The organism is Mycobacterium sp. (assembly GCF_049281135.1).
Classification (GTDB): Bacteria; Actinomycetota; Actinomycetes; order Mycobacteriales; family Mycobacteriaceae; genus Mycobacterium.
Window position 1 is genome coordinate 1 of the sequence record NZ_JBAPRN010000211.1, and the last position, 20,296, is coordinate 20,296.

The 20,296-nt window shown below is 65.0% G+C and carries 20 protein-coding genes; 11 read left to right on the forward strand and 9 right to left on the reverse strand.

The genetic code is table 11. The features are described 5' to 3' along the window. From WAN02_RS08780 to proB, 5 genes are all read left to right on the forward strand, one after another. Positions 1-1,773: Rne/Rng family ribonuclease (locus tag WAN02_RS08780; RefSeq protein WP_422263767.1), on the forward strand; the 1,773-nt coding region annotated here is incomplete at its 5' end. A gap of 172 nt (positions 1,774-1,945) precedes the next feature. Next, positions 1,946-2,257 (forward strand): 50S ribosomal protein L21, encoded by a 312-nt coding sequence (gene rplU, locus WAN02_RS08785; RefSeq protein ID WP_422263768.1) that lies wholly within the window; start codon positions 1,946-1,948, stop codon positions 2,255-2,257. A 15-nt stretch (positions 2,258-2,272) separates the two neighbouring features. Then, positions 2,273-2,539: a 50S ribosomal protein L27 gene (gene rpmA / locus WAN02_RS08790; RefSeq protein WP_422263769.1), complete on the forward strand. Its 267-nt coding sequence runs from the start codon at positions 2,273-2,275 to the stop codon at positions 2,537-2,539. Positions 2,540-2,595: 56 nt separating this feature from the next. Then, positions 2,596-4,041 (forward strand): GTPase ObgE, encoded by a 1,446-nt coding sequence (gene obgE / locus WAN02_RS08795; RefSeq protein ID WP_422263770.1) that lies wholly within the window; start codon positions 2,596-2,598, stop codon positions 4,039-4,041. Beyond that, complete coding sequence (proB, locus tag WAN02_RS08800) at positions 4,034-5,140, forward strand: glutamate 5-kinase (protein WP_422263771.1); 1,107 nt, start codon at positions 4,034-4,036, stop codon at positions 5,138-5,140. The genes obgE and proB overlap by 8 nt, the downstream gene beginning before the upstream one ends. Here proB and WAN02_RS08805 read toward each other — a convergent pair. Next, the gene (locus tag WAN02_RS08805; protein WP_422263772.1) at positions 5,137-5,772 is read right to left on the reverse strand and encodes a TetR/AcrR family transcriptional regulator; all 636 of its coding nucleotides are present in this window, start codon (positions 5,770-5,772) and stop codon (positions 5,137-5,139) included. The genes proB and WAN02_RS08805 overlap by 4 nt on opposite strands. A 98-nt stretch (positions 5,773-5,870) precedes the next feature. Between WAN02_RS08805 and WAN02_RS08810 the strand changes: the two genes are divergently transcribed. Continuing rightward, the gene (locus tag WAN02_RS08810; protein ID WP_422263773.1) at positions 5,871-7,130 is read left to right on the forward strand and encodes a cytochrome P450; all 1,260 of its coding nucleotides are present in this window, start codon (positions 5,871-5,873) and stop codon (positions 7,128-7,130) included. Between the two features lie 4 nt (positions 7,131-7,134). Here the strand turns inward: WAN02_RS08810 and WAN02_RS08815 are convergent, their stop codons facing one another. Further along, entirely contained in the window at positions 7,135-7,707 is a 573-nt protein-coding gene (locus WAN02_RS08815; RefSeq protein ID WP_422263774.1) for a TetR/AcrR family transcriptional regulator, read from the reverse strand. 99 nt (positions 7,708-7,806) lie between these two features. On the opposite strand from WAN02_RS08815, the gene WAN02_RS08820 reads away from it, so the two are divergent. Genes WAN02_RS08820 through WAN02_RS08830 form a run of 3 tightly spaced genes read left to right on the forward strand, consistent with a single transcriptional unit; the run spans position 7,807 to position 9,909 of the window. Beyond that, positions 7,807-8,238 (forward strand): tautomerase family protein, encoded by a 432-nt coding sequence (locus WAN02_RS08820; RefSeq protein ID WP_422263775.1) that lies wholly within the window; start codon positions 7,807-7,809, stop codon positions 8,236-8,238. A 31-nt stretch (positions 8,239-8,269) separates the two neighbouring features. After that, the gene (locus tag WAN02_RS08825) at positions 8,270-8,809 is read left to right on the forward strand and encodes a DUF302 domain-containing protein (protein ID WP_422263776.1); all 540 of its coding nucleotides are present in this window, start codon (positions 8,270-8,272) and stop codon (positions 8,807-8,809) included. Continuing rightward, positions 8,806-9,909, forward strand: coding sequence for a quinone oxidoreductase family protein (locus WAN02_RS08830; protein ID WP_422263777.1), 1,104 nt, complete (start codon positions 8,806-8,808; stop codon positions 9,907-9,909). Before WAN02_RS08825 ends, WAN02_RS08830 begins: the two co-directional genes overlap by 4 nt. A gap of 2 nt (positions 9,910-9,911) precedes the next feature. Here WAN02_RS08830 and WAN02_RS08835 read toward each other — a convergent pair whose 3' ends face one another. Continuing rightward, positions 9,912-10,760 carry an SIR2 family NAD-dependent protein deacylase gene (locus tag WAN02_RS08835; protein ID WP_422263778.1) on the reverse strand — a complete coding sequence of 283 codons (849 nt, stop codon included), beginning with the start codon at positions 10,758-10,760 and terminating at the stop codon, positions 9,912-9,914. Positions 10,761-10,889: 129 nt separating this feature from the next. On the opposite strand from WAN02_RS08835, the gene WAN02_RS08840 reads away from it, so the two are divergent. After that, positions 10,890-12,032, forward strand: a complete 1,143-nt coding sequence (locus tag WAN02_RS08840) for a zinc-binding dehydrogenase (protein ID WP_422263779.1) — start codon at positions 10,890-10,892, stop codon at positions 12,030-12,032. A gap of 89 nt (positions 12,033-12,121) precedes the next feature. Then, positions 12,122-14,164, forward strand: coding sequence for an NAD(+) synthase (locus WAN02_RS08845; protein ID WP_422263780.1), 2,043 nt, complete (start codon positions 12,122-12,124; stop codon positions 14,162-14,164). A gap of 6 nt (positions 14,165-14,170) precedes the next feature. On the opposite strand, the gene WAN02_RS08850 is transcribed toward WAN02_RS08845, so the two are convergent. The 6 genes from WAN02_RS08850 to WAN02_RS08875 all read right to left on the reverse strand — a co-directional run bounded on the left by WAN02_RS08850 (position 14,171) and on the right by WAN02_RS08875 (position 20,182). Next, positions 14,171-15,571 (reverse strand): DUF2252 domain-containing protein, encoded by a 1,401-nt coding sequence (locus WAN02_RS08850; protein WP_422263781.1) that lies wholly within the window; start codon positions 15,569-15,571, stop codon positions 14,171-14,173. A gap of 64 nt (positions 15,572-15,635) precedes the next feature. Beyond that, a complete protein-coding gene (locus WAN02_RS08855) occupies positions 15,636-16,964 on the reverse strand; it encodes an MmgE/PrpD family protein (protein ID WP_422263782.1) in 1,329 nt (442 codons plus the stop codon). After that, positions 16,961-17,503 carry a YbhB/YbcL family Raf kinase inhibitor-like protein gene (locus WAN02_RS08860; RefSeq protein ID WP_422263783.1) on the reverse strand — a complete coding sequence of 181 codons (543 nt, stop codon included), beginning with the start codon at positions 17,501-17,503 and terminating at the stop codon, positions 16,961-16,963. The genes WAN02_RS08855 and WAN02_RS08860 overlap by 4 nt, the downstream gene beginning before the upstream one ends. Continuing rightward, a complete protein-coding gene (locus tag WAN02_RS08865) occupies positions 17,500-18,048 on the reverse strand; it encodes a 3-isopropylmalate dehydratase (RefSeq protein ID WP_422263786.1) in 549 nt (182 codons plus the stop codon). The genes WAN02_RS08860 and WAN02_RS08865 overlap by 4 nt, the downstream gene beginning before the upstream one ends. A gap of 8 nt (positions 18,049-18,056) precedes the next feature. Continuing rightward, complete coding sequence (locus WAN02_RS08870) at positions 18,057-19,304, reverse strand: aconitase/3-isopropylmalate dehydratase large subunit family protein (protein ID WP_422263784.1); 1,248 nt, start codon at positions 19,302-19,304, stop codon at positions 18,057-18,059. After that, complete coding sequence (locus WAN02_RS08875; protein WP_422263785.1) at positions 19,301-20,182, reverse strand: isocitrate lyase/PEP mutase family protein; 882 nt, start codon at positions 20,180-20,182, stop codon at positions 19,301-19,303. Before WAN02_RS08875 ends, WAN02_RS08870 begins: the two co-directional genes overlap by 4 nt. Positions 20,183-20,296: the final 114 nt, after the last annotated feature.

Genomic DNA, 20,296 nt, shown 5'->3' on the forward strand with positions numbered 1-20,296 from the left:
GTGCAGAACGTGCTGCCGTCGATGGAAGCCGCGTTCGTCGACATCGGCCGCGGCCGAAACGGCGTGCTCTACGCCGGCGAGGTGAACTGGGAGGCCGCCGGCCTGGGCGGGTCCAACCGGAAGATCGAGCAGGCACTCAAGCCCGGCGACTACGTCGTCGTTCAGGTCAGCAAGGACCCCGTCGGCCACAAGGGCGCCCGACTGACCACGCAGGTATCCCTGGCCGGTCGCTACCTGGTGTACGTGCCGGGTGCATCGTCGACCGGGATCAGCCGCAAGCTTCCCGACACCGAACGCCAGCGGCTCAAGGAGATCCTGCGCGAGGTCGTGCCGTCGGACGCCGGGGTGATCATCCGGACCGCCTCCGAAGGCGTCAAAGAGGACGACATCCGCGCCGACGTCAACCGGCTGCAGGAGCGATGGTCGCAGATCGCCGAGCGTGCTCAGGAGACCAAGGATAAGGCGGCCGGCGCCGCGGTCGCGCTCTACGAGGAGCCCGACGTCCTGGTCAAGGTCATTCGCGACCTGTTCAACGAAGACTTCGGTCAGCTGATCGTCTCTGGCGAAGACGCCTGGACCACCATCAACGAATACGTGAGTTCGGTTGCGCCCGAGCTTGTTTCGAAGCTCAACAAGTATGAGCCCGCGGAATCCGCCGAGGGCGTGGCGGGCCCCGACATCTTCGCGGTGCACCGCATCGACGAGCAACTGGCTAAGGCGATGGACCGCAAGGTCTGGCTGCCCTCCGGTGGCACGCTGGTGATCGACCGAACCGAGGCGATGACCGTCGTCGACGTCAACACCGGCAAGTTCACCGGGTCCGGTGGCAACCTCGAGCAAACCGTCACCAAGAACAACCTGGAGGCGGCCGAGGAGATCGTGCGTCAGCTGCGACTGCGCGACATCGGCGGCATCGTCGTCATCGACTTCATCGACATGGTGCTCGAATCCAACCGTGACCTGGTGTTGCGCCGGCTGACCGAGGCGCTGGCCCGCGATCGCACCCGCCACCAAGTTTCCGAGGTGACCTCACTGGGGTTGGTGCAGCTGACACGCAAGCGGCTCGGAACCGGGCTGATCGAGGCGTTCTCCACGACGTGTCCGCACTGCAGCGGCCGCGGAATCATGCTGCACGCCGATCCGGTCGACTCGGCACCGGCCACCGGCCGCAAATCGGAGTCGGGCGGCGGCCGGCGCGGCCGTCGGTCAAAGAAGGGCAAGGTCGAAGAACCGGCGGTCGCCAAGGTGCCCGCCCATGCAGCCGAGCACCCGATGTTCAAGGCGATGGCCGCGGCCAATGGTCGCCATGACGACGAGACCGACGAATCTGCGCACACCGATCACGAGGAAGAAGCGATCGGCGATCAGGGCCGGGAGGACGCCGAGTCCGACGAGCAGCTGAAAAAGCAGGTCGCGCGGCAGGCGGCGGAAGAAGACCTGGACGACGACGACTTCGGCGACAGCGACGACGACGGTGACGACGAAGACGCCGACGACGAAGACGATGCTGACGACGACACCGACCAGGTCGATCTCGACGATGAAGACCTCGATGACGACGACCTCGACGACGACGATGACGATGACGACGACAGCGACGAAGACGACGACGATGACGAGGACGACGAAGACGACGAAGACGACGACGAGGACGACGAGGACTCCGACGAGACACCCGAGGCCCACGTCGCGGCCGTCACCGCGCCTGATGGGCGACCCCGTCGACGCCGGGCCGCGGCACGACCGGCCGGTCCGCCGGCGCATGAGGACTGACTAGCCGGTTTGACCCTGTAGCCGCTGGTCACGTACCCTTGACCAGTTGTCGACAGGCCCGCTGACCGGTTTTGGCCGACACTCCCAGACCAGCCCGCGCACCTTTTGGCTGCGCGACGCCCGCACGAACCAGTACGAACCAGCAGAACCAGAGGATGAGGTAGACGTAACCATGGCGACCTACGCAATCGTCAAGACCGGCGGTAAGCAGTACAAAGTTGCCGTTGGTGACGTCGTCAAGGTCGAGAAGCTCGACTCCGAGCCCGGCGCCAAGGTGTCGCTGCCGGTCGCGCTGGTCGTCGACGGTGCCAGCGTCACCTCCGACTCCGCCGAGCTGGCCAAGGTCGCGGTGACCGGTGAGGTGCTCGAGCACACCAAAGGTCCCAAGATTCGTATCCACAAGTTCAAGAACAAGACCGGCTATCACAAGCGTCAGGGTCACCGTCAGCAGCTGACGGTCCTGAAGGTCACCGGCATCAAGTAGCGGAGGCGACAACACATGGCACACAAGAAGGGCGCTTCCAGCTCACGTAACGGCCGCGACTCAAACTCTCAGCGACTGGGCGTCAAGCGGTTCGGCGGCCAGATCGTCAAGGCCGGCGAGATCATCGTCCGCCAACGCGGCACGCACTTCCACCCCGGCGTCAACGTCGGCCGTGGCGGCGACGACACGTTGTTCGCCAAGGCGGCCGGTGCCGTCGAGTTCGGTGTCAAGCGCGGACGCAAGACGGTCAACATCGTCTCGGCCGCGTCGTCGACCGACTGAGCGTCGCGAGTGTGAGGCCGCACTAGCTTCACCCTCGAAGAGTAAGAGGAATTCCGATGCCTCCCCGGTTTGTCGACCGAGTCGTCATCCATACGCGGGCAGGCTCCGGCGGAAATGGTTGCGCCTCGGTCCATCGCGAGAAATTCAAGCCCCTCGGTGGACCCGACGGCGGTAACGGCGGCCACGGCGGCAGCATTGTGCTGGTCGTCGACCCTCAGGTGCACACCCTGCTCGACTTTCACTTCCATCCGCATGTCGACGCGGCGTCGGGCAAGCAGGGCATGGGCGGTAACCGCGCCGGCGCCGCAGGTCCCGATCTGGAGATCAAGGTTCCCGACGGCACGGTGGTGCTCGACGAGGACGGCCGGATGCTCGCCGACTTGGTCGGCGCGGGCACTCGATTCGAAGCCGCCGCCGGAGGTCGCGGTGGGCTGGGCAATGCCGCGCTCGCATCGCGGGCCCGTAAGGCACCCGGATTCGCTCTGCTCGGTGAGAAGGGCGAAGCCCGCGACCTCACCCTCGAACTCAAAACCGTTGCCGATATCGGCTTGATCGGATTCCCGTCGGCGGGCAAATCCTCATTGGTGTCCGCGATCTCGGCGGCCAAGCCGAAGATCGCCGACTACCCGTTCACCACGCTGGCTCCCAACCTGGGGGTGGTGTCGGCGGGGGAGCGGACGTTCACCGTCGCCGACGTACCGGGTCTGATCCCCGGCGCGTCGCAAGGCCGCGGGCTGGGTCTGGACTTCCTGCGCCACATCGAGCGGTGTGCGGTGCTGGTGCACGTCGTCGACTGCGCCACTGCGGAACCGGGCCGCGACCCGATCTCCGACATCGACGCGCTGGAAGCCGAGCTGGCCGCCTACACCCCGACGCTGCAAGGTGATTCAATTCTGGTCGACCTCGTCGAGCGCCCGCGCGCGGTGGTGCTCAACAAGATCGACGTGCCGGAGGCCCGTGAGATGGCCGAGTTCGTCCGCGACGAGATCGCCGAGCGCGGCTGGCCGGTGTTCGTGGTTTCCACCGTTGCCCGAGAAGGACTGCAGCCGTTAATATTCGGGCTTGCCGACATGGTCGCCGAATACCAGGCCGCGCAGCCGGTGCTGGTGCCACGACGACCGGTGATCCGTCCGGTGCCCGTCGACGAGTCCGGCTTCACGGTGCAATCGGATGGGCACGGCGGGTTTGTGGTCCGCGGCCGTCGGCCTGAACGCTGGGTCGCTCAGACCAGCTTCGAGAACGACGAAGCGGTCGGCTATCTCGGCGACCGGCTGGCCCGGCTGGGTGTCGAAGAAGAACTGGTGCGGCTCGGTGCACGGCCGGGCTGCGCGGTCACCATCGGCGACGTCACGTTCGACTGGGAGCCGCAGACGCCGTCCGGTATCGACACCGTGATGACGCGACGCGGCACGGACATGCGTCTGGAAAACACCGACCGGGTCGGCGCCGACGAGCGTAAGGCAGCCAGGAAGCAACGTCGCGAGCACGGTGACCATGAATAGTCCTGCGCGCGAGGCTGTTCGGACGGCACGCAGCGTCGTCGTCAAGGTCGGCACCACCGCGCTGACCACGCCGACCGGCATGTTCGACACCGGCCGGCTCGCCGGACTGGTCGACGCCATCGAGGCGCGCATGAAAGCGGGCTCCGACGTCATCATCGTGTCGTCGGGGGCCATTGCCGCCGGCATCGAGCCACTGGGGCTGACGAAGCGTCCCGCCGACTTGGCCACCAAGCAGGCCGCGGCAAGTGTCGGACAGGTCGCGCTGGTCAATGCGTGGAGTAGCGCATTCGCCCGCTACCAGCGCAGCGTCGGTCAGGTCCTGCTGACCGCGCACGATATTTCGATGCGGGTGCAGCACACCAACGCCCAGCGCACGCTGGACCGGTTGCGTGCCCTGCATGCGGTGGCGATTGTCAACGAGAACGACACCGTTGCCACCAACGAAATCCGGTTCGGCGACAACGACCGGCTCTCAGCCCTCGTGGCCCACCTGGTCGGCGCCGACGCACTGGTACTGCTCAGCGACATCGACGGCCTCTACGACTCCGACCCGCGCAAGTCCGACCAAACACATTTCATCCCAGAGGTTTCCGGGCCGGCCGATCTGGAAGGCGTGATCGCGGGGCAGAGCAGTCACCTGGGCACCGGCGGGATGGCGTCCAAGGTGTCGGCGGCGCTGCTGGCCGCCGATGCCGGCGTGCCCGTGCTGCTGGCCGCTGCCGCCAATGCCGAAGCGGCACTGGCGGATGCTTCGGCGGGCACGGTGTTCGCCGCGCGGCCAAATCGTATGTCGGCGCGCCGGTTCTGGGTGCGATACGCCGCCGAATCCGCCGGTGCGCTCACCCTCGACGAGGGTGCGGTGAGTGCCGTTCTGGGTCAACGGCGTTCACTATTGCCGGCCGGAATCACCGCACTGTCCGGTCGATTTCACGGCGGCGACGTCGTCGACTTGACCGGGCCGGACCAGGCCCTGGTGGCTCGCGGAGTGGTCGCCTACGACGCCGCCGAGCTGACCACGATGATCGGCCGGTCGACCTCGGAGTTACCCGCCGAGCTCCGTCGTCCCGCAGTACACGCCGACGACCTGGTGGCCGTCTAAGTAGCCAGATGCTTTAAATACAAAGCACCCCAGATGATTTGGGTCAATGTCGTGGCGAGCTCATTATCGTATTCAGGTGGGTTACTCGGCAGGTTCTGTTGGCAGGTCCGCTCGACCATCCAGGTGAGAGCACTTGCCGTGGTCGGTGCCGGCAGCTCGCGGCGGATCGAGCCATCGGCTTGGCCGTCTTCGATGACACGCGTCAATCGCCCGCCGATAGCGGTCAGCAAATTGCGGTACGTCGCACCGACCAACGGGTCATAGGCGGCCATCTCGTTCAGCGCCACCAGTACCGGTTGATGTCGCCGGTAGCTGGCGATGATGGCGGCCATCCCCGCGCGCACGTCATCGGGATCGTGTCGCCACGCCACACTCCACCAGCGTTCGGCGCTTTCGGCGAGATCGGCGAACACCTGGCCGGCCAGCCGGCGCAGCAGGTGGCCTTTGTCCTCGAAGTAGATGTAGAAACTGGCCCGCGACATCGCGGCTTCGGTCGACAGCCGGTCCACGCTGAGTTCGGTGAAGCTCGCGCCGTCGCGCATCAGGCGTTCGGTGGCGTCGAGTAACCGGCGCTCGATCTGCTCACGTCGCTCCTGCCGCTTGGCTTGCGGCTTACGGGTGACTGACGGCATGTCAGAAGTATGACACCTTGACTAGACGTTCTGTCTAGACCTAGAGTCATCGGTGTCTTGAACCTGTGACCGGCGTCATAGCCGATGGAGGATTTCGCATGACAGCGACGGCCGCCACCCCCCGCGCCTACGACCCCATCGATCTCTCTTCGCGCGCGTTCTGGGCCAGCAGCGCAGAAGAGCGGGAGCGCTCGTTCGCCATCCTGCGAGCCGAGCGCCCGGTGAGCTGGCACCCCCCGGTGGAAGACGCGATATTGTCCGACCCTGACGACCCGGGCTACTGGGCGATCACCCGACGCGACGACATCGCCGACGTCAGTCGCAACAACGAGGTGTTTTTGTCCGGTAAGGGGGTCATGTTCGAGAACCTCCCCGTGGAGTTGCTCGAAGCGTCGCAGTCCTTCTTGGCCATGGATCCGCCGCGGCAAAATTACCTTCGCAAACTCGCCAGCGCGGCGTTCACCCCACGGCAGGTCAGGCGCATCGAGGATTCGATCAAGGCGAACGCCAAAACCATTGTGCAGGAGCTGAAAGCTGCAGGCAGCGGTGCCGATTTCGTGGACCTCTGCGCCAAGGAATTACCCATTCGCACGCTGTCGGACATGGTGGGTATCCCTGAGTCGGAGCGGGAACGCCTGGCCCACGCCGCGGATGCCACGGTCTCGTGGGGCGATCCGGAGTACCTCAATGGCCGCCACCCGCTGGAGATGCTGGTCGAGGCGCAGACCTACGTACACCAGGTGGCCGGCATGCTCGCGGCAGAGCGCCGGGAGCATCCCGGCGACGACTTGTTCACCAGTCTGGTGAACGCCGAGGTCGACGGTGACCGGTTGACCGACGCTGACATCGCGGCGTTCTTTGTGCTCCTCACCGTCGCGGGCAATGACACCACCCGCCAGACGATCAGCCATGGGTTGAAGGCGCTGACTGACTTTCCCGATCAGCGCGCCTGGCTGATGGAGGATTTCGACAACCGCATCGGCGGAGCGGTCGAGGAGCTCATTCGCTGGGCCAGCCCGGTGATGACCTTCCGTCGCACCGCTGCAACGGATTTCGAGCTTCACGGCAAAACCATCCGGGCCGGTGAGAAGGTCGTGATGTTTTATGCGTCGGGCAACTGGGACACCGAGGTCTTCGACCATCCGGAGCGCTTGAATCTGGGCCGGAGCCCGAACCCGCATCTCGGTTTCGGCGGTGGCGGGGTGCACTTCTGCCTGGGCGCCCATGTGGGCAGGGCGCAACTGCGCGCGATCTTTGGTGAGCTCTTGAGTCAGCTGCCGGACATCCAGGCGGGCGAACCCGTGCACGTCCCGGGCAACTTCATTCACGGCATCCGCAGCATGCCCTGCACGTTCTGAGCCGCTAGCGGTCGTCGGCGGCTGCGGTCAGCAGCGCCATGGCCATATCGAATGGCTCCGGGCTGCGCAACGTGCGGCTGAGGATCAGCGCTCCTTCCGTGCTGGTCCACACATTCGTGGCCAGCTCTACAGACCGCTCTTGTGGGACGCCCTTCTCGGCGAAGCGCGCGGCCAGCGTGGTGATCAGATCCTGAAAGGCGCGTCGGGTTGCGTCGCTGAGCTGATCGGAAGCCGGCGTCGACTCGATGACGATCGGAGCCACAGCGCACCCCTCGCGGTAGCCGCTGGCCACTAGGTCGTCGCGTTCGCGGCCCATGAAGATCTCAATCAGTTGCGCCGCGGTGGTGGCGGCCGCCGCCGCACGGTTGATGTGCGCCATGCGGTCGGCGGCGTGCAGGAGGGTGACCTCGATGGCGAGTTCCTCCTTGCCACCGGGGAAGTGGAAATAGATCGACCCGCGCGGTGCGGCGCTCTCGGTGATCACGTCCGACAACGCCGTGCCGAGATAGCCGTGTTCGCGAAACAGACGGCGCGCCGCGGCGACCATGCGCTCCTTGCTGTCGGTCCTTTGTGGCATGTCGCTCATCATACATATTTATTGACAGGATATGGGTCTAGTTGTAGCGTGCCGGTTATCAGTAAGTATGATGACCGACATAATTAGGAGGAAGTCGAGATGCCCATCTACCAGTGCTACAGCCCGAAAGGACTGCTGACCAAGTCCGCGAAGGCCAAGATCGCCGAAGAGATGACCAGCTTGTACTGCGACGTCACCGGCGCTCCGGCGTCATGGGTCAAGGTTCTGTTCCACGACCTGCCGGAAGGCGAGTGCTTCTCGGCCGGTAAACCCGCGGCGCAGTCGTTGATTCTCGCCATCAACCGCCGCGGACGTGACCTGGAAACACGGCGAGCAATGCTGCGTGAGCTCTCGTGGATCTGGACACGGAACTCGGGTCAGCCGGAAGCCGACCTATGGATCTCGGTGACCGAGATCGATCCGACAAACGTCATGGATGCCGGATTGTTCATTGCCGAGCCGGGCCACGAACGTGAATGGCTCGAGGAAAACCGCGACAGGCTAGCCGAATTGGGCATCACGGCCGCATGACTCTCACGAACGACGAGAGACGAGAGACGCCATGACTCAATCAGTTGACGGATCGATTGAGACGACCTCGCATCAGGTCGACCGGCTGACGATTCGTATCGACGACTCGTTCGACGGGTTCAGGCATCGCTATGAGCGCGCGGTGCCTGTGTTCCAGAGCGCACGGTTCGACTCCCTCATCGAGAGGGGCGTCAACTGGCAGACGATTCTCGAGGCCACGGCCGAGAACGCGCCACACGACTTCATTCTTTATTGGTCTCACGACTTCACGTCGCTGATGAGTCTGGCCGGAGACCGCGGCCGTTGTGTCGAGTACCTGATGGGCAACCACACCATCGCCGAAAAGATGTACCGCCACAACCCGGCCATCCTGCTGTATGCGCCCCTGCGTACCGCCATTGTGGAAGAGGCGCACGGCGTCACGTGGTTCACCGTGGACCAACCCAGCACCCAGTTCGGCAGCTTTGACACACCGGAAATCGCTGCGGTGGGAATCGAATTGGATCGCAAGCTTGCGGCGTTGCTGGCCATCTTGGACGCCCCCGTGCCGACGGCGCTCACCGAATCATGAACCAGGCTCAGAAAATTCCGGAGACGTTCCTCGGCGTCGGTTACACACGAGACCGAGCTGGGCTGCCGCTGGAAGCGGTGCGTGTTCCCGTCGCGCAGCCGGCCGCCGATCATGTGCTGATCCGGGTGGCCGCCTCGTCGCTCAACCCACTGGAGTACAAGTTGGCCGACCTGAACTTCATGGGACGTACGCCGCCCGTCGCTCTCGGATTTGACCTCGCCGGCGTCGTGGTCGCGGTGGGCAATGGCGTGACTGGCTTAGCAGTCGGTGACGCAGTGGCGGCGATGGCCGATTTGAACGGTGACGGTGGCTGGATCGCAAGGGGCGAGAGTGGAACCGAGGACTGCTATGCCCTTGCGCCGCAATTCCTTACCGCTCGCAAGCCACCGTCGCTGAGCTTTCGCGATGCGGCGGCGCTTCCGATGGCTTTTCTGTCGGCTTTCGCGGGTCTGTATCCGGTGCTCCAGCCCGGATACACGGTCTACATCCCCGGCGGCGGGGGAGGCGTCGGGCATCTTGCCGTCCAGATGGCTGCGCGAGCCCTGGGGGCCGGTCTGGTCATCAGCAGCGGCAGCACGCAGCAATCAATCGCCCTGGCCCGGCAGAGCGGCGCCCACCATGTTTTCAATTACCAGCGCGATGACATCGCCGCCGAGATCGCTATGCTGACCGGCGGCGAGGGCGTTGACGTCGTCTACGACGCCACGTACAGCGAACAAGGCTTTATCGAGAGCGCGAAATCGGTCCGGCGAGCTGGCAGCTGGGTCGTGCTCGGTGTCGGCCCCGGCAAGACGACACGCCTGGTCGAAACGGACAGTCCGGTGGATGCCATCCTGGCCGAGCGTGACGCCAAACATGTCAACGTCAATCTGCTGCGCTATTTTTCGGAACCCACCACGCTCGACAGCGACGCGCGCGTGTTTCTCCGGCGCGGGATGCATCTGGCGATGCAGTGGGGCGCGCAGGGACTTGTGGTCCCGCACATCGGACAGACCATCGACAGTTCCGTCGATGCGATTAGTGCGGGGCTGGAGTCGCTGAAGGCGGGCCGCAGCCCAGTAGGCAAGGTGGCGGTGACCGTGGATCGCAACGCAAGCTAGCGTCAGCGCACCGCCGCCGCCGCGAGCTCCTCGGACAGCAGCGTCAGCAATTCCGAGCAGCCGCCATCGACCTTGACGGTGGCCAGGTCGTCACCGCGGGTGGGTCCCCGGTTGACGATGGCGACCGGGATACCCAGCGCCGCAGCATGACGCACGAACCGGTAGCCGGAGAACACTGTCAGCGACGAACCGGCGACCACCAGTGCCTCAGCATCCTCGACACGTGAAAAAGCCTGTTGAACAACGCCTTTAGGCACGCTTTCGCCGAAATACACGATGTCGGGTTTGAGCATGCCACCGCACAATGCGCAGTCGAGGTAGCGAAACGACGCGGTGTCCGCGACGACGGCATCCGCATCTGGAGCCACCGCCAAGCCACCGACAGCCTCGACTCGCTCGGTGAAACCGGGATTCAGCGCGTCCAGTTCCTCGGCCAGCGCCACGCGGCTCATGGAATGCCCACAACTCAGGCAGATCACCTGTGCGTAAGTGCCGTGCAGGTTGATCACGTCGCGGCTGCCGGCTTTGGTGTGCAGCAGGTCGACGTTCTGGGTGATGACGCCGTTGACCACCCCGTTGCGCTCGAGTGCCGCCACCGCGCGATGCCCGGCGTTGGGCTGGGTGTCGTCCATGTGCCGCCAGCCGACGTGGTTGCGCGCCCAGTACCGCTGCCGGAACACCGGGTCGGAGGTGAACTGGCGAATCGTCATGGGATTGCTCGGCGGCGAATCGGGTCCGCGGTAGTCCGGTATGCCGGAGTCGGTGGACATCCCCGCTCCGGTCAGCACGGCCACCCGGCGACCTGCCAGCAAGCCGACCAACTCTGGAGATTCCGCATGCCCAGCCGTCACCCATTCGAGGGTACGGATTCAGCGGAGGCAGGCCGGGCGGATGCACTCAAAGACCAACAGGGAAGATCTATGACAGCTTTGCGGGTTCCTACCGTCGAGAACATCCCACCACAGGAACGAGGCGGCCCCATGACAGATTTGCCCGATCAAGCACTGGAATTGCGATCGTTGGTGACATCGCAGGGCACGCTGGAGCTTTCCCTGCGCGACGTTGCGGTCCCAACGCCCGCCGCCAACGAGGTGTTGGTGCGCGTTGAGGCCGCGCCAATCAACCCGTCGGATCTGGGTGTCCTCATCCCGGGCGCGGACATGACGACGGCGACCGTAGCGGGAACAGCGGAGCGGCCCATCGTCACTGCACCGTTGGGCGCGAAGGTGTTGGACGCGCTGTCAGCTCGCGTCGACCAATCACTTCCCGTGGGCAATGAGGGTGCCGGCACCGTCGTGGCCGCGGGGTCGTCGCCAGCGGCGCAGGCACTCCTGGGAAAAATGGTCGGGATCGCCGGCGGTGCGATGTACGCGCAGTACCGAGCGGTTGATGCTTCCGCATGCCTCGTCTTGCCCGAAGGCGCCACCGCCAGGGACGGGGCGTCGTCCTTCGTCAATCCGCTGACCGCGCTCGGGATGCTGGAAACCATGCGCCACGAGGGTCATTCAGCGCTGGTGCACACGGCTGCGGCGTCGAATCTCGGTCAGATGCTGGTCAAGCTCTGCGCGAAGGATGATGTACCGCTGGTCAACATCGTGCGCAAGCCTGACCAAGAGGAGTTGCTGCGTTCGCTCGGCGCAGCGCATGTGTGCAATTCGGCGTCCCCCTCATTTGAGACGGATCTCACCGAGGCACTCGCAGCGACGTCGGCCACTATTGCGTTCGACGCCACCGGCGGAGGGACGCTGGCCAGTCAGATCCTGAACGGCATGGAGAAGGCGGCCAACTCGACAGGCGCGGAGTACTCGCGGTACGGGTCGACCGTGCACAAGCAGGTGTACATCTATGGCGGACTCGATACGAGCCCGACGACCTTGGTCAGAAACTTCGGCATGGCGTGGGGTATCGGCGGATGGCTGCTCACCTACTTCCTGCAGAACGCCGGCGCCGAGACCATCGGACGGCTCCGAAACAGGGTGGCGGCGGAGCTCACCACGAGCTTCGCCAGCGCCTACACCCAGGAAGTGTCGCTCGCCGGAATGCTCAGGCCCGACGCGTTCAACGCCTACGTGAAGCGCGCCACCGGGGAGAAATTCCTCGTCACGCCGCATGCGCTCTCGTAGCTACAGCGCGGTCGGAGGCCCGGGCCTGGGCGGCGTGACGGCACCCGATCCACCGGTTTTGGCGACGTCTGGGCGACAATAGAGGGGCAATGGACTTCTACAACGCCTACAGCCAGGGCTTTGCCCGCGTCGCCGCGTGCACACACCACGCGTCGATCGGCGACCCCGCGGCCAATGCCGACTCGGTTCTGCGGCTGGCGCGGCAATGCCACGACGATGGTGTCGCGCTGGCGGTTTTCCCCGAATTGACGTTGTCCGGCTACTCCATCGAGGACATCCTGCTCCAGGACGTGCTGCTGGACGCCGTTGAGCACGCCGTGGTCGATGTCGTCGCCGCTTCTACCGATCTGCTGCCCGTCCTGGTGGTCGGCGCTCCGCTGCGTTACCGGCATCGCATCTACAACACCGCCGTAGTGATCCACCGCGGCGTTGTGCTCGGTGTCGCACCCAAGTCGTATCTACCGACCTACCGCGAGTTCTACGAGCGTCGCCAGGTCGCACCCGGCGACGACGAGCGCGGGACCATTCGGATCGCCGGCCTGGAAGCACCGTTCGGCGCGGACCTGTTGTTCGCAGCATCCGATCTGCCCGGCTTCGTCCTGCACGTCGAGATATGCGAGGACATGTTCGTGCCGGTTCCACCCAGCGCCGAAGCGGCGCTGGCAGGTGCGACGGTGCTGGCCAACTTGTCCGGCAGCCCGATCACGATCGGCCGCGCCGATGACCGCTCGCTGCTGGCCCGTTCCGCGTCGCTGCGATGCCTGGCCGCCTACGTGTACGCCGCTGCCGGAGAAGGCGAGTCGACGACCGACCTGGCCTGGGACGGCCAGACCATGATCTGGGAGAACGGCGTCATGCTTGCCCAGTCGGAGCGCTTTCCCAAGGGGGAGCGACGCAGCATCGCCGACGTCGACCTCGAACTGCTTCGCGCAGAGCGGTTGCGGATGGGCACGTTTGACGACAACCGGCGCCGCCACCGGGCGGTCGCGGAATCGTTCCGGCGGATCGAGTTTCGGGTCGACCCACCGGCTGGTGATATCGGCCTGTACCGCGAGGTGGAGCGGTTCCCGTTCGTGCCGGCCGATTCGAATCGGTTGCAGCAGGACTGTTACGAGGCCTACAGCATTCAGGTCGCCGGCCTCGAGCAGCGGTTGCGCGCGTTGCACTTCCCGAAAGTCGTGATCGGAGTTTCCGGTGGTCTCGACTCGACGCATGCGTTGATCGTCGCTGCGCGTGCAATGGACCGAGAAGACCGGCCGCGCAGCGACATTCTGGCGTTCACGATGCCAGGCTTCGCCACCGGCGAACGCACCAAACGCAATGCGGTCGAGCTCTGCCGTGCCCTCGGAGTCACCTTTGCCGAAATTGACATCAGCGAGACCGCGAAGCTGATGCTCACGGAGATGGACCATCCGTTCTCGCGCGGCGAGAAGGTCTACGACGTCACGTTCGAGAACGTCCAGGCCGGGCTGCGCACGGATTACCTGTTCCGCCTGGCCAATCAGCGCGGCGGAATCGTTCTGGGCACGGGTGATCTTTCCGAGCTGGGACTGGGCTGGTCCACTTACGGTGTCGGCGATCAGATGTCGCACTACAACGTCAACGCGGGTGTGCCCAAGACGCTGATTCAGCACTTGATCCGCTGGGTCATCTCCTCGAATCAGTTCCCGCCGGATGTGGACGCGGTGTTGCAGTCGGTGCTGGACACCGAGATCACCCCCGAACTGGTGCCCACCGGCGAAGAAGAGGAGCTGCAGAGCAGCGAAGCGAAGGTCGGTCCCTTTGCGCTACAAGATTTCTCGCTGTTCCAGATCCTTCGCTACGGCTTCCGGCCGGCGAAGGTCGCCTTCTTGGCGTGGCACGCGTGGAGCGATGCCGATCAAGGCAACTGGCCACCGGGATATCCGGAAAGCAAGCGGCCGTCCTACTCGCTCAAGGAGATCCGGCACTGGCTGCAGATCTTCGTGCAGCGTTTCTACTCGTTCAGCCAGTTCAAACGGTCAGCCCTGCCCAACGGGCCCAAGGTTTCCCACGGGGGATCGCTGTCGCCGCGCGGGGACTGGCGCGCCCCCTCGGACATGTCGGCCCGAGCGTGGCTCGATGCGATCGAGCGCGAGGTCCCGGAGGACTGAGGGCGTTCAGCGGGCAGGATCGTCGGCGACTTCGATGTCACCAGCCGCGGCCGCAGCGCACAGTTGGTGGAAGTCGTCGAGCGACTTGTCGGCGTATTCGTACGACCACGCGGCGACCGCACCGTGGACGTTGTCACTATTGCCGACGTATCCGCGCAGTATCGACGCATTCGCGCTCTGCGAGTGCGCCCGCGCCAGCAGAACCGCGCATGCGCTGACGTAATCACGGAATGTAGAAGGGGACATGCCTTCCGTATCGATGGTGCCCTTCATGTCGTGGAACTGACGGACGTAATAGTCGCGGCCGTCTTTGCGTGTCGTCCCGAGGAACACATCCGACATCGCCTGCAGAATCCGTTGGCCATCGATGACGCGCACGCCCTGGCCCTTGGCCTCAATCGCCGCGGTCAGCGTGTCTGGCTGGCGCCAACCGCCGTACTCTTCGAGCACTGATCGAGTGGCCTCTTTGATCTGCATGATCATCGGTGTGTCGTTGGGGCCGACCATGATGACCAAGTAACACCGGGTACCGACACTGCCGACGCCAACTACTCGCAGGGCCACGTCGGTGACGCGAAAGTGTGACAACAACAGCGCGACGTCAGCTGGGACTGCGGCCAGATACTCCTGAACCGACTCGACCAGGGGGGCTTCGATCTCCTCGTCGACGTGCTGGAGAACGGGCGGCGATTCGCGCAGGCGCCGTGTTCCCTCGGGCCCGATCTCGGTGATCTGTTGGAAGACACGAGCCGACGTTCGCGTGCGCGCCCGGGATATCGTCTTCTGAATCAGAGCCTGCGATCCCTTGGATAGATTCCCGGTGTAGTGCTCTGGTTCCACCCGCAGGTAGTAGCGGTCCAGGACGCTCATCTCCTCGAGCATCGCCTGCAGACTGGTTTGGTAGCCCACCAATGCCTCTTCGACGCAACGGCGGATGGCCTTGCCCGGGTACCCGGCGTGGCGACCCCCGATGATCGCGCTGGTGATCAGGCGTTTGACGTCCCACTCCGCGGGTGCGACAGCGGCCTCGTCAAAATCATTCAGGTCGAAGACTATTGAGCGATGTGGAGCAGCGTACATGCCGAAATTCGACACGTGAGCGTCACCGCAGCACATGACTTCGATTCCTGTCGACGGGCTTGCGGCGAGGTCGGCGGCCATCACCGCTGCCGAACCTCGGTAGAACGAGAACGGGTCGGCCAGCATCCGGGCAAAACGCAGCGGGACGAGTTCGGGTAGTCGGCTGGCGTTTTGAGCGACGAGAATCTCGGTGGCTGTTCGCGGAGAGGGAGTCAGCTGCGCGAGAGCGCGCCGTGGGACGGTCTTTCGCAGCGCCCGGCCGCGTGCGACATCCTCACGTGGCACTTCTAGATCGATCAGGCGTTCACGCAACACCAGCTCCGACATCCGATCAGCGTACTCAGCAGAAGTCGACGGACACGGCGCTTCGCTGCGACGCATCTGCGGAGAATCAGTGTCGGGTCAGTTCGCTGATTCCGCGCACGTCGAGGGCGGCCGCGGATGTTTGGACACTGGTGACTACCGCCTCGGCGCGGTCCGCGCCGAGATGCGGTGTGGTGATGATCCGGAATTTCTCCTCGAGCCGCCGGCGCTGCAGCGCCAGATCGCTTTCCGGGGTGTTGACGTCGCGAGCTGTTGCCAGTTGCCTCCCGTCGTTCAGAGTCACCTCGACATGCGTAGGTGCGCCAGACGTGCCGTCGCTTGTGACGATCACCTTGTCGCGCAGCGCGACGGTCGCCGGGTCGTGGGCCGCCGCGTCGTCGATGACCATGGTGGACCGGCCGAGGGCCGCCATGGCGGCCAGGTGCGCGACGCTGAATTTGACTTCGAGTCCCGTTGCCGGGCTGGGCAGTGCGCAGGTGGCGTATTCCAGTTCGCCTAAATGCACACGAATCTCGGCAATATGTTCGGCGTTGAACTGGTGCTCGGTGCGCAGGTCGCGGATGCCGGCCAGTGTCGAATGCGTCATGTAGCACGACGCGTCGAATTTAAAGAGGTTGTTCAGTATGTGCCAGCCCATCGGCGGCTCGCCGAGTGCGGCGGCCGCATCGCATTCGCCGCTCGTCGTGGCGGCGAAACCCTTCGCACATTCGACGGCCGATTCGGTTGCGGTGAAACCGTTCCGGGCCAGCAGGGCCGCCAGCATTCCGTTCTCGCAGGCTTTTCCGGCGTGAAATGATTTGGCCATCGTGCCGACCATGCAGCCGAGTCCGGCGGCCTGGGTGGCCGCCAATGCCAATGCTGTCGCAGTGCGGTCGGCGTCCAGCGACAGCAGTCGTGCGCAGGCCGCGGCGGCACCGAGTGTGCCGATCGTCCCGGTGTGGTGAAAGCCCCGCAGGTAGGAGACCGGACCGACAGCGGCGGCGACGCGGCACGCGGTCTCGTACCCGGCGACGAACGCGCACAGGAACTCTGGTCCGCTGCTGTGCAGCGATTCCGCCAACGCCAAGACGGCTCCGAGGATCGCCACCGACGGGTGGCCGATCAACGTTGCGTTCACATCGTCGAAGTCGAGGACATGCGACGATGTCCCGTTGATCAGCGCGGCCTGTCGCGGGCTGACCCGAATCGCATGGCCGAACACACTGGCCCCGTCCTCGACGGCGCTAGGCGCCAGTGTCTGCAGCAGGATGCGTGCTGCCGGTTCGTGGCTTCCGGCCAGGGTCACGCCCAGCCAGTCCAGAACACACAGCCGGGCCATGGCGATGACATCGTCGGGTAGTTGATCGAAGCTCAACGTGGCCGAGCGCTTGGCCAAGCCAATGGTCAGCCCGCTCATGAGCGTTCGTAGGTGCCGGTCAGCATGCCGCGGGCCAGCACGTGTCCGGCCATCTGGTTCAGCAGCGCCTTGCTGGTGGTGACGCTGTTCGGGATCGGCCGGTCGAGGGCGAACACCAGAAAGCGGTAGCGATGCGGGCCGTGACCGGGAATCGGGCGCGGACCGGCGTAGCCGCGGTGCCCCAAACTGCCCGGAATGAAACGTAATCCGGCAGTCTCCGGCTGCAGCGCTGCGGCGTCGATGTTCTGCACTGCCGGGTCGATCACTACGACGGTGTGCAGCAGTGGGCGAGGGAGCGGAACGTCGACGTCGTCGATGATCAACACGACTTGCCGGGTTTCTGGTGGCAATCCGGTCCAACTCAGCTGCGGAGAGGCGTCATCGCCCACGCCCTTGCCGGCGCATGCTTTCGGCAGTGCCCCGCCGTCGCTGAACGTCGCACTGGTGACGGTGATTGCGGAGGGCGCCGCGAAACCCGAACCGGCCAACGGGCCTCGATGCTCCCCGGCGCGGACATTGCGCAGCAGCTTGCCGATCATGCGCCGCTGCCCGCGCCGCGAATCGCGACGGTGCTGGACCTGAGCAGGTCGCCGAGTTCGGCGGGCAGGTAACCCTGCTCCGCCAGCCTCGGCAGCACGCCGCCACTGGAGATGATGTCGAGGATCAGATCGGGCAGCTTGGGCACCGATCCCGATGCTCCCGTGGTGTCGTTGCGCCATGCGCCTGAACCCAAATCGAACGTCCCGGTGTCGCCTTCGCTGAAGATGGTGGTTGCCTTCGGCAGCGTCATCGCGGGCAGCCCGGCGTTGACGGCGTTACGGAAGAACAGCGAATTGAACTCTTCGGCGACCAGTCCGGCGATGCCGAGTTCGGTGAACAGCGCGGCGACTGGGCGCGACGAGCCCAGCCCGAAGTTCTTGCCGGCCATCACGATGTCTCCCGGCGACACCTCGTCGGTCCAGCCGGGCCGCACTTCGTAGAAGACGTGTTTGGCTGCCTCGGGTGGATCCATCTTCATGGCGAAGGCCGGGTACATGGCGTCGGTGTTGAGGTCGTTGCCGAATACCCAGACCTTTCCGGTGATGGCCAGTGTCATGGGGTCACGCTCCTTGCGTCGGTGATGTAGCCGGTGAGCGCCGATGCGGCAACGGTCGCGGGTGAGGCCATGTAGATCTCGGCGTCGGGGCTGCCCATTCGGCCGGTGAAGTTGCGGGTACTCGACGTCAAACACACTTCGCCCGGTCCCACCACCCCCATGTGGTAGCCGAAGCACGCTCCGCAGGTGGAATTTGTGATCACCGCGCCCGCATCGGCGATGTCCTGCAGGTAGCCCAGCCTCATCGCTTCGCGGTACACCGCCTGGGACGCCGGCGTGATGAGCAGCCGCACACCGGTCGCAACGGTTTTGCCGCGCAATATGTTCGCGGTGATCTCCAGATCTTCCAATTGGCCGTTGGCGCATGACCCAATGAAGGCCTGGTCGATTTTCTGCCGTTCTATCCGCGAGACCGGCACGCCGTTGCGGCTCACGGTGCCCGGGCGGGCCACGTAGGGTTCGAGTGCGGCCAGGTCCACCGGTCGCACTTGCTGGTACAGCGCGTCGGAATCGGCTGCGGCGGCGTCGTATCCGGTGATGCGGCGGTCGTTGAGATACGACGTCAGCACCTCGTCGGGTTCGAATGTGCTGAAGTCGGCGGATATCTCGGCGCCCTGGGTGGCGATCGTGCGTCGATCGTGCATGGGGATGCTGGCCAGCCCCGGTCCGCCGAATTCAAGGTTGAGGTTGGCCGCGTCGCCGTACTCGTCGGCAATGTGCAAGAAGATGTCCTTGCCGCTGACCGTATCGGGCTTGACGCCCTCGAGCTGATAGCGGATGGTCGGCGCGACCTGGAACCAGGTGCTGCCGGTGCACATGATCGAAAACACCTCGGCCGGGCCGAGTCCGCGGGCGGCGGTGTTGTAGGCGCCGGCCGCGCAAGTGTGAGAGTCGGTGCAGGCCAATACTTCTCCGGGCCGGGCCAGCCCGTTCTCGGCGATGACCTGATGACAGATGCCGTGTCGGCCGACGTCGTAGAAATGCTCGATACCGAACTCGGCGGCGAACTTGCGGGCAAGCGGACCGCCGGCCGCGTCTTTGATGGTCGGTGCGGGCACCGCGTGGTCCATCACGATCGCCAGCTTGTCGGGATCATGGATGCGGAGCGGCTGTAGCCACATCGTCGCGAACTGCAGATCGATCAGCACCGTCATATCAACGTCCACGACGACCGTCTCGCCCGCTGACACCTGGTCCAGGCCGGCCTTGCGGGCGAAGATCTTCTCGATGATGGTCATGCTCATCGGACTTCCTCCAAGCGTGCGTATTTGGCGTCGAGGTCGAGCCATTCCGCCATCCCGACCAGGTTGAAGAATTCGACGGGCTTACCCGGCAGATGGTCGGCGAGGTTGCCGCCGTTGAGTTCACACAGGCCTTCGAGCATGCCGAGTACCGCGCGGGCCAGTGGGTTGCTGGGGTGGATGGCGATGGCGTAGCCCAACTCCTGCAGCCGGGTCGCCGATTCCAGTGGCGTCATGCCGCCCAGCACCAGATTGATCAGCAGCGGCGCGTCGACCTCATGAGCAATGCGCTCGATCTCCTCGATGCTCTGCGGGGCCTCGACGAAAATCACGTCGGCACCGGCTTGGGCGTATCGATTCGCTCGTTCGATCGCGGCATCCAAGCCGAGCGGGGCTCGCGCGTCGGTCCGCGCGACGACGAGCAGGTCGTCTTCGCTACGGGCGTCGAGCGCGGCGGCCAACGTCTGCTCGAACTCGGCGGCATCGACGACGTGCTTGTCTTCCAGGTGCCCACAGCGCTTCGGGAATACTTGGTCCTCCAATTGGATTGCCGCGACGCCGGCCTGCTCGTAGAGGCGGACGGTGCGTACCACGTTCATCGCGGTGCCGTAGCCGGTGTCGGCGTCGGCGATCAGCGGGACGTCACCGAGCACACCGACCAGCATGCGCGCGCGCTCGGCCATCTCGGTGGCGGTGACCAGTCCGATGTCGGGCAGGCCGAATCCGGATGCCGCAACACCGGCGCCGGTCATGTATGCCGCGGCCTGGTTCGTGCGCCGGGCCAGATGGGCCGTTATCCCATCGAAAACACCTGGTGCGATCACGAGTTCGCGGCGGTCAAGCAAGGCGCGTAGGTTCTGTCGGGCAGATGTGGTGGCCATGTGTTGTCCTTTCAGTCGAGTGCGCCGGAGACCGGCGGGGCCAGTAGATCGATCAGGTCGTTGACGTCGTCGAGGTTCTCCAGACCGAGCACCGCGCGTTCGATCGCCGTGGCG

Coding starts and splice junctions, on each gene's coding strand:
- rplU (WP_422263768.1), top strand. CDS start 1,946: ATGGCGACCTACGCAATCGTCAAGACCGGCGGTAAGCAGTACAAAGTT.
- rpmA (WP_422263769.1), top strand. CDS start 2,273: ATGGCACACAAGAAGGGCGCTTCCAGCTCACGTAACGGCCGCGACTCA.
- obgE (WP_422263770.1), top strand. CDS start 2,596: ATGCCTCCCCGGTTTGTCGACCGAGTCGTCATCCATACGCGGGCAGGC.
- proB (WP_422263771.1), top strand. CDS start 4,034: ATGAATAGTCCTGCGCGCGAGGCTGTTCGGACGGCACGCAGCGTCGTC.
- WAN02_RS08805 (WP_422263772.1), bottom strand. CDS start 5,772: ATGCCGTCAGTCACCCGTAAGCCGCAAGCCAAGCGGCAGGAGCGACGT.
- WAN02_RS08810 (WP_422263773.1), top strand. CDS start 5,871: ATGACAGCGACGGCCGCCACCCCCCGCGCCTACGACCCCATCGATCTC.
- WAN02_RS08815 (WP_422263774.1), bottom strand. CDS start 7,707: ATGCCACAAAGGACCGACAGCAAGGAGCGCATGGTCGCCGCGGCGCGC.
- WAN02_RS08820 (WP_422263775.1), top strand. CDS start 7,807: ATGCCCATCTACCAGTGCTACAGCCCGAAAGGACTGCTGACCAAGTCC.
- WAN02_RS08825 (WP_422263776.1), top strand. CDS start 8,270: ATGACTCAATCAGTTGACGGATCGATTGAGACGACCTCGCATCAGGTC.
- WAN02_RS08830 (WP_422263777.1), top strand. CDS start 8,806: ATGAACCAGGCTCAGAAAATTCCGGAGACGTTCCTCGGCGTCGGTTAC.
- WAN02_RS08840 (WP_422263779.1), top strand. CDS start 10,890: ATGACAGATTTGCCCGATCAAGCACTGGAATTGCGATCGTTGGTGACA.
- WAN02_RS08845 (WP_422263780.1), top strand. CDS start 12,122: ATGGACTTCTACAACGCCTACAGCCAGGGCTTTGCCCGCGTCGCCGCG.
- WAN02_RS08850 (WP_422263781.1), bottom strand. CDS start 15,571: ATGTCGGAGCTGGTGTTGCGTGAACGCCTGATCGATCTAGAAGTGCCA.
- WAN02_RS08855 (WP_422263782.1), bottom strand. CDS start 16,964: ATGAGCGGGCTGACCATTGGCTTGGCCAAGCGCTCGGCCACGTTGAGC.
- WAN02_RS08860 (WP_422263783.1), bottom strand. CDS start 17,503: ATGATCGGCAAGCTGCTGCGCAATGTCCGCGCCGGGGAGCATCGAGGC.
- WAN02_RS08870 (WP_422263784.1), bottom strand. CDS start 19,304: ATGAGCATGACCATCATCGAGAAGATCTTCGCCCGCAAGGCCGGCCTG.
- WAN02_RS08875 (WP_422263785.1), bottom strand. CDS start 20,182: ATGGCCACCACATCTGCCCGACAGAACCTACGCGCCTTGCTTGACCGC.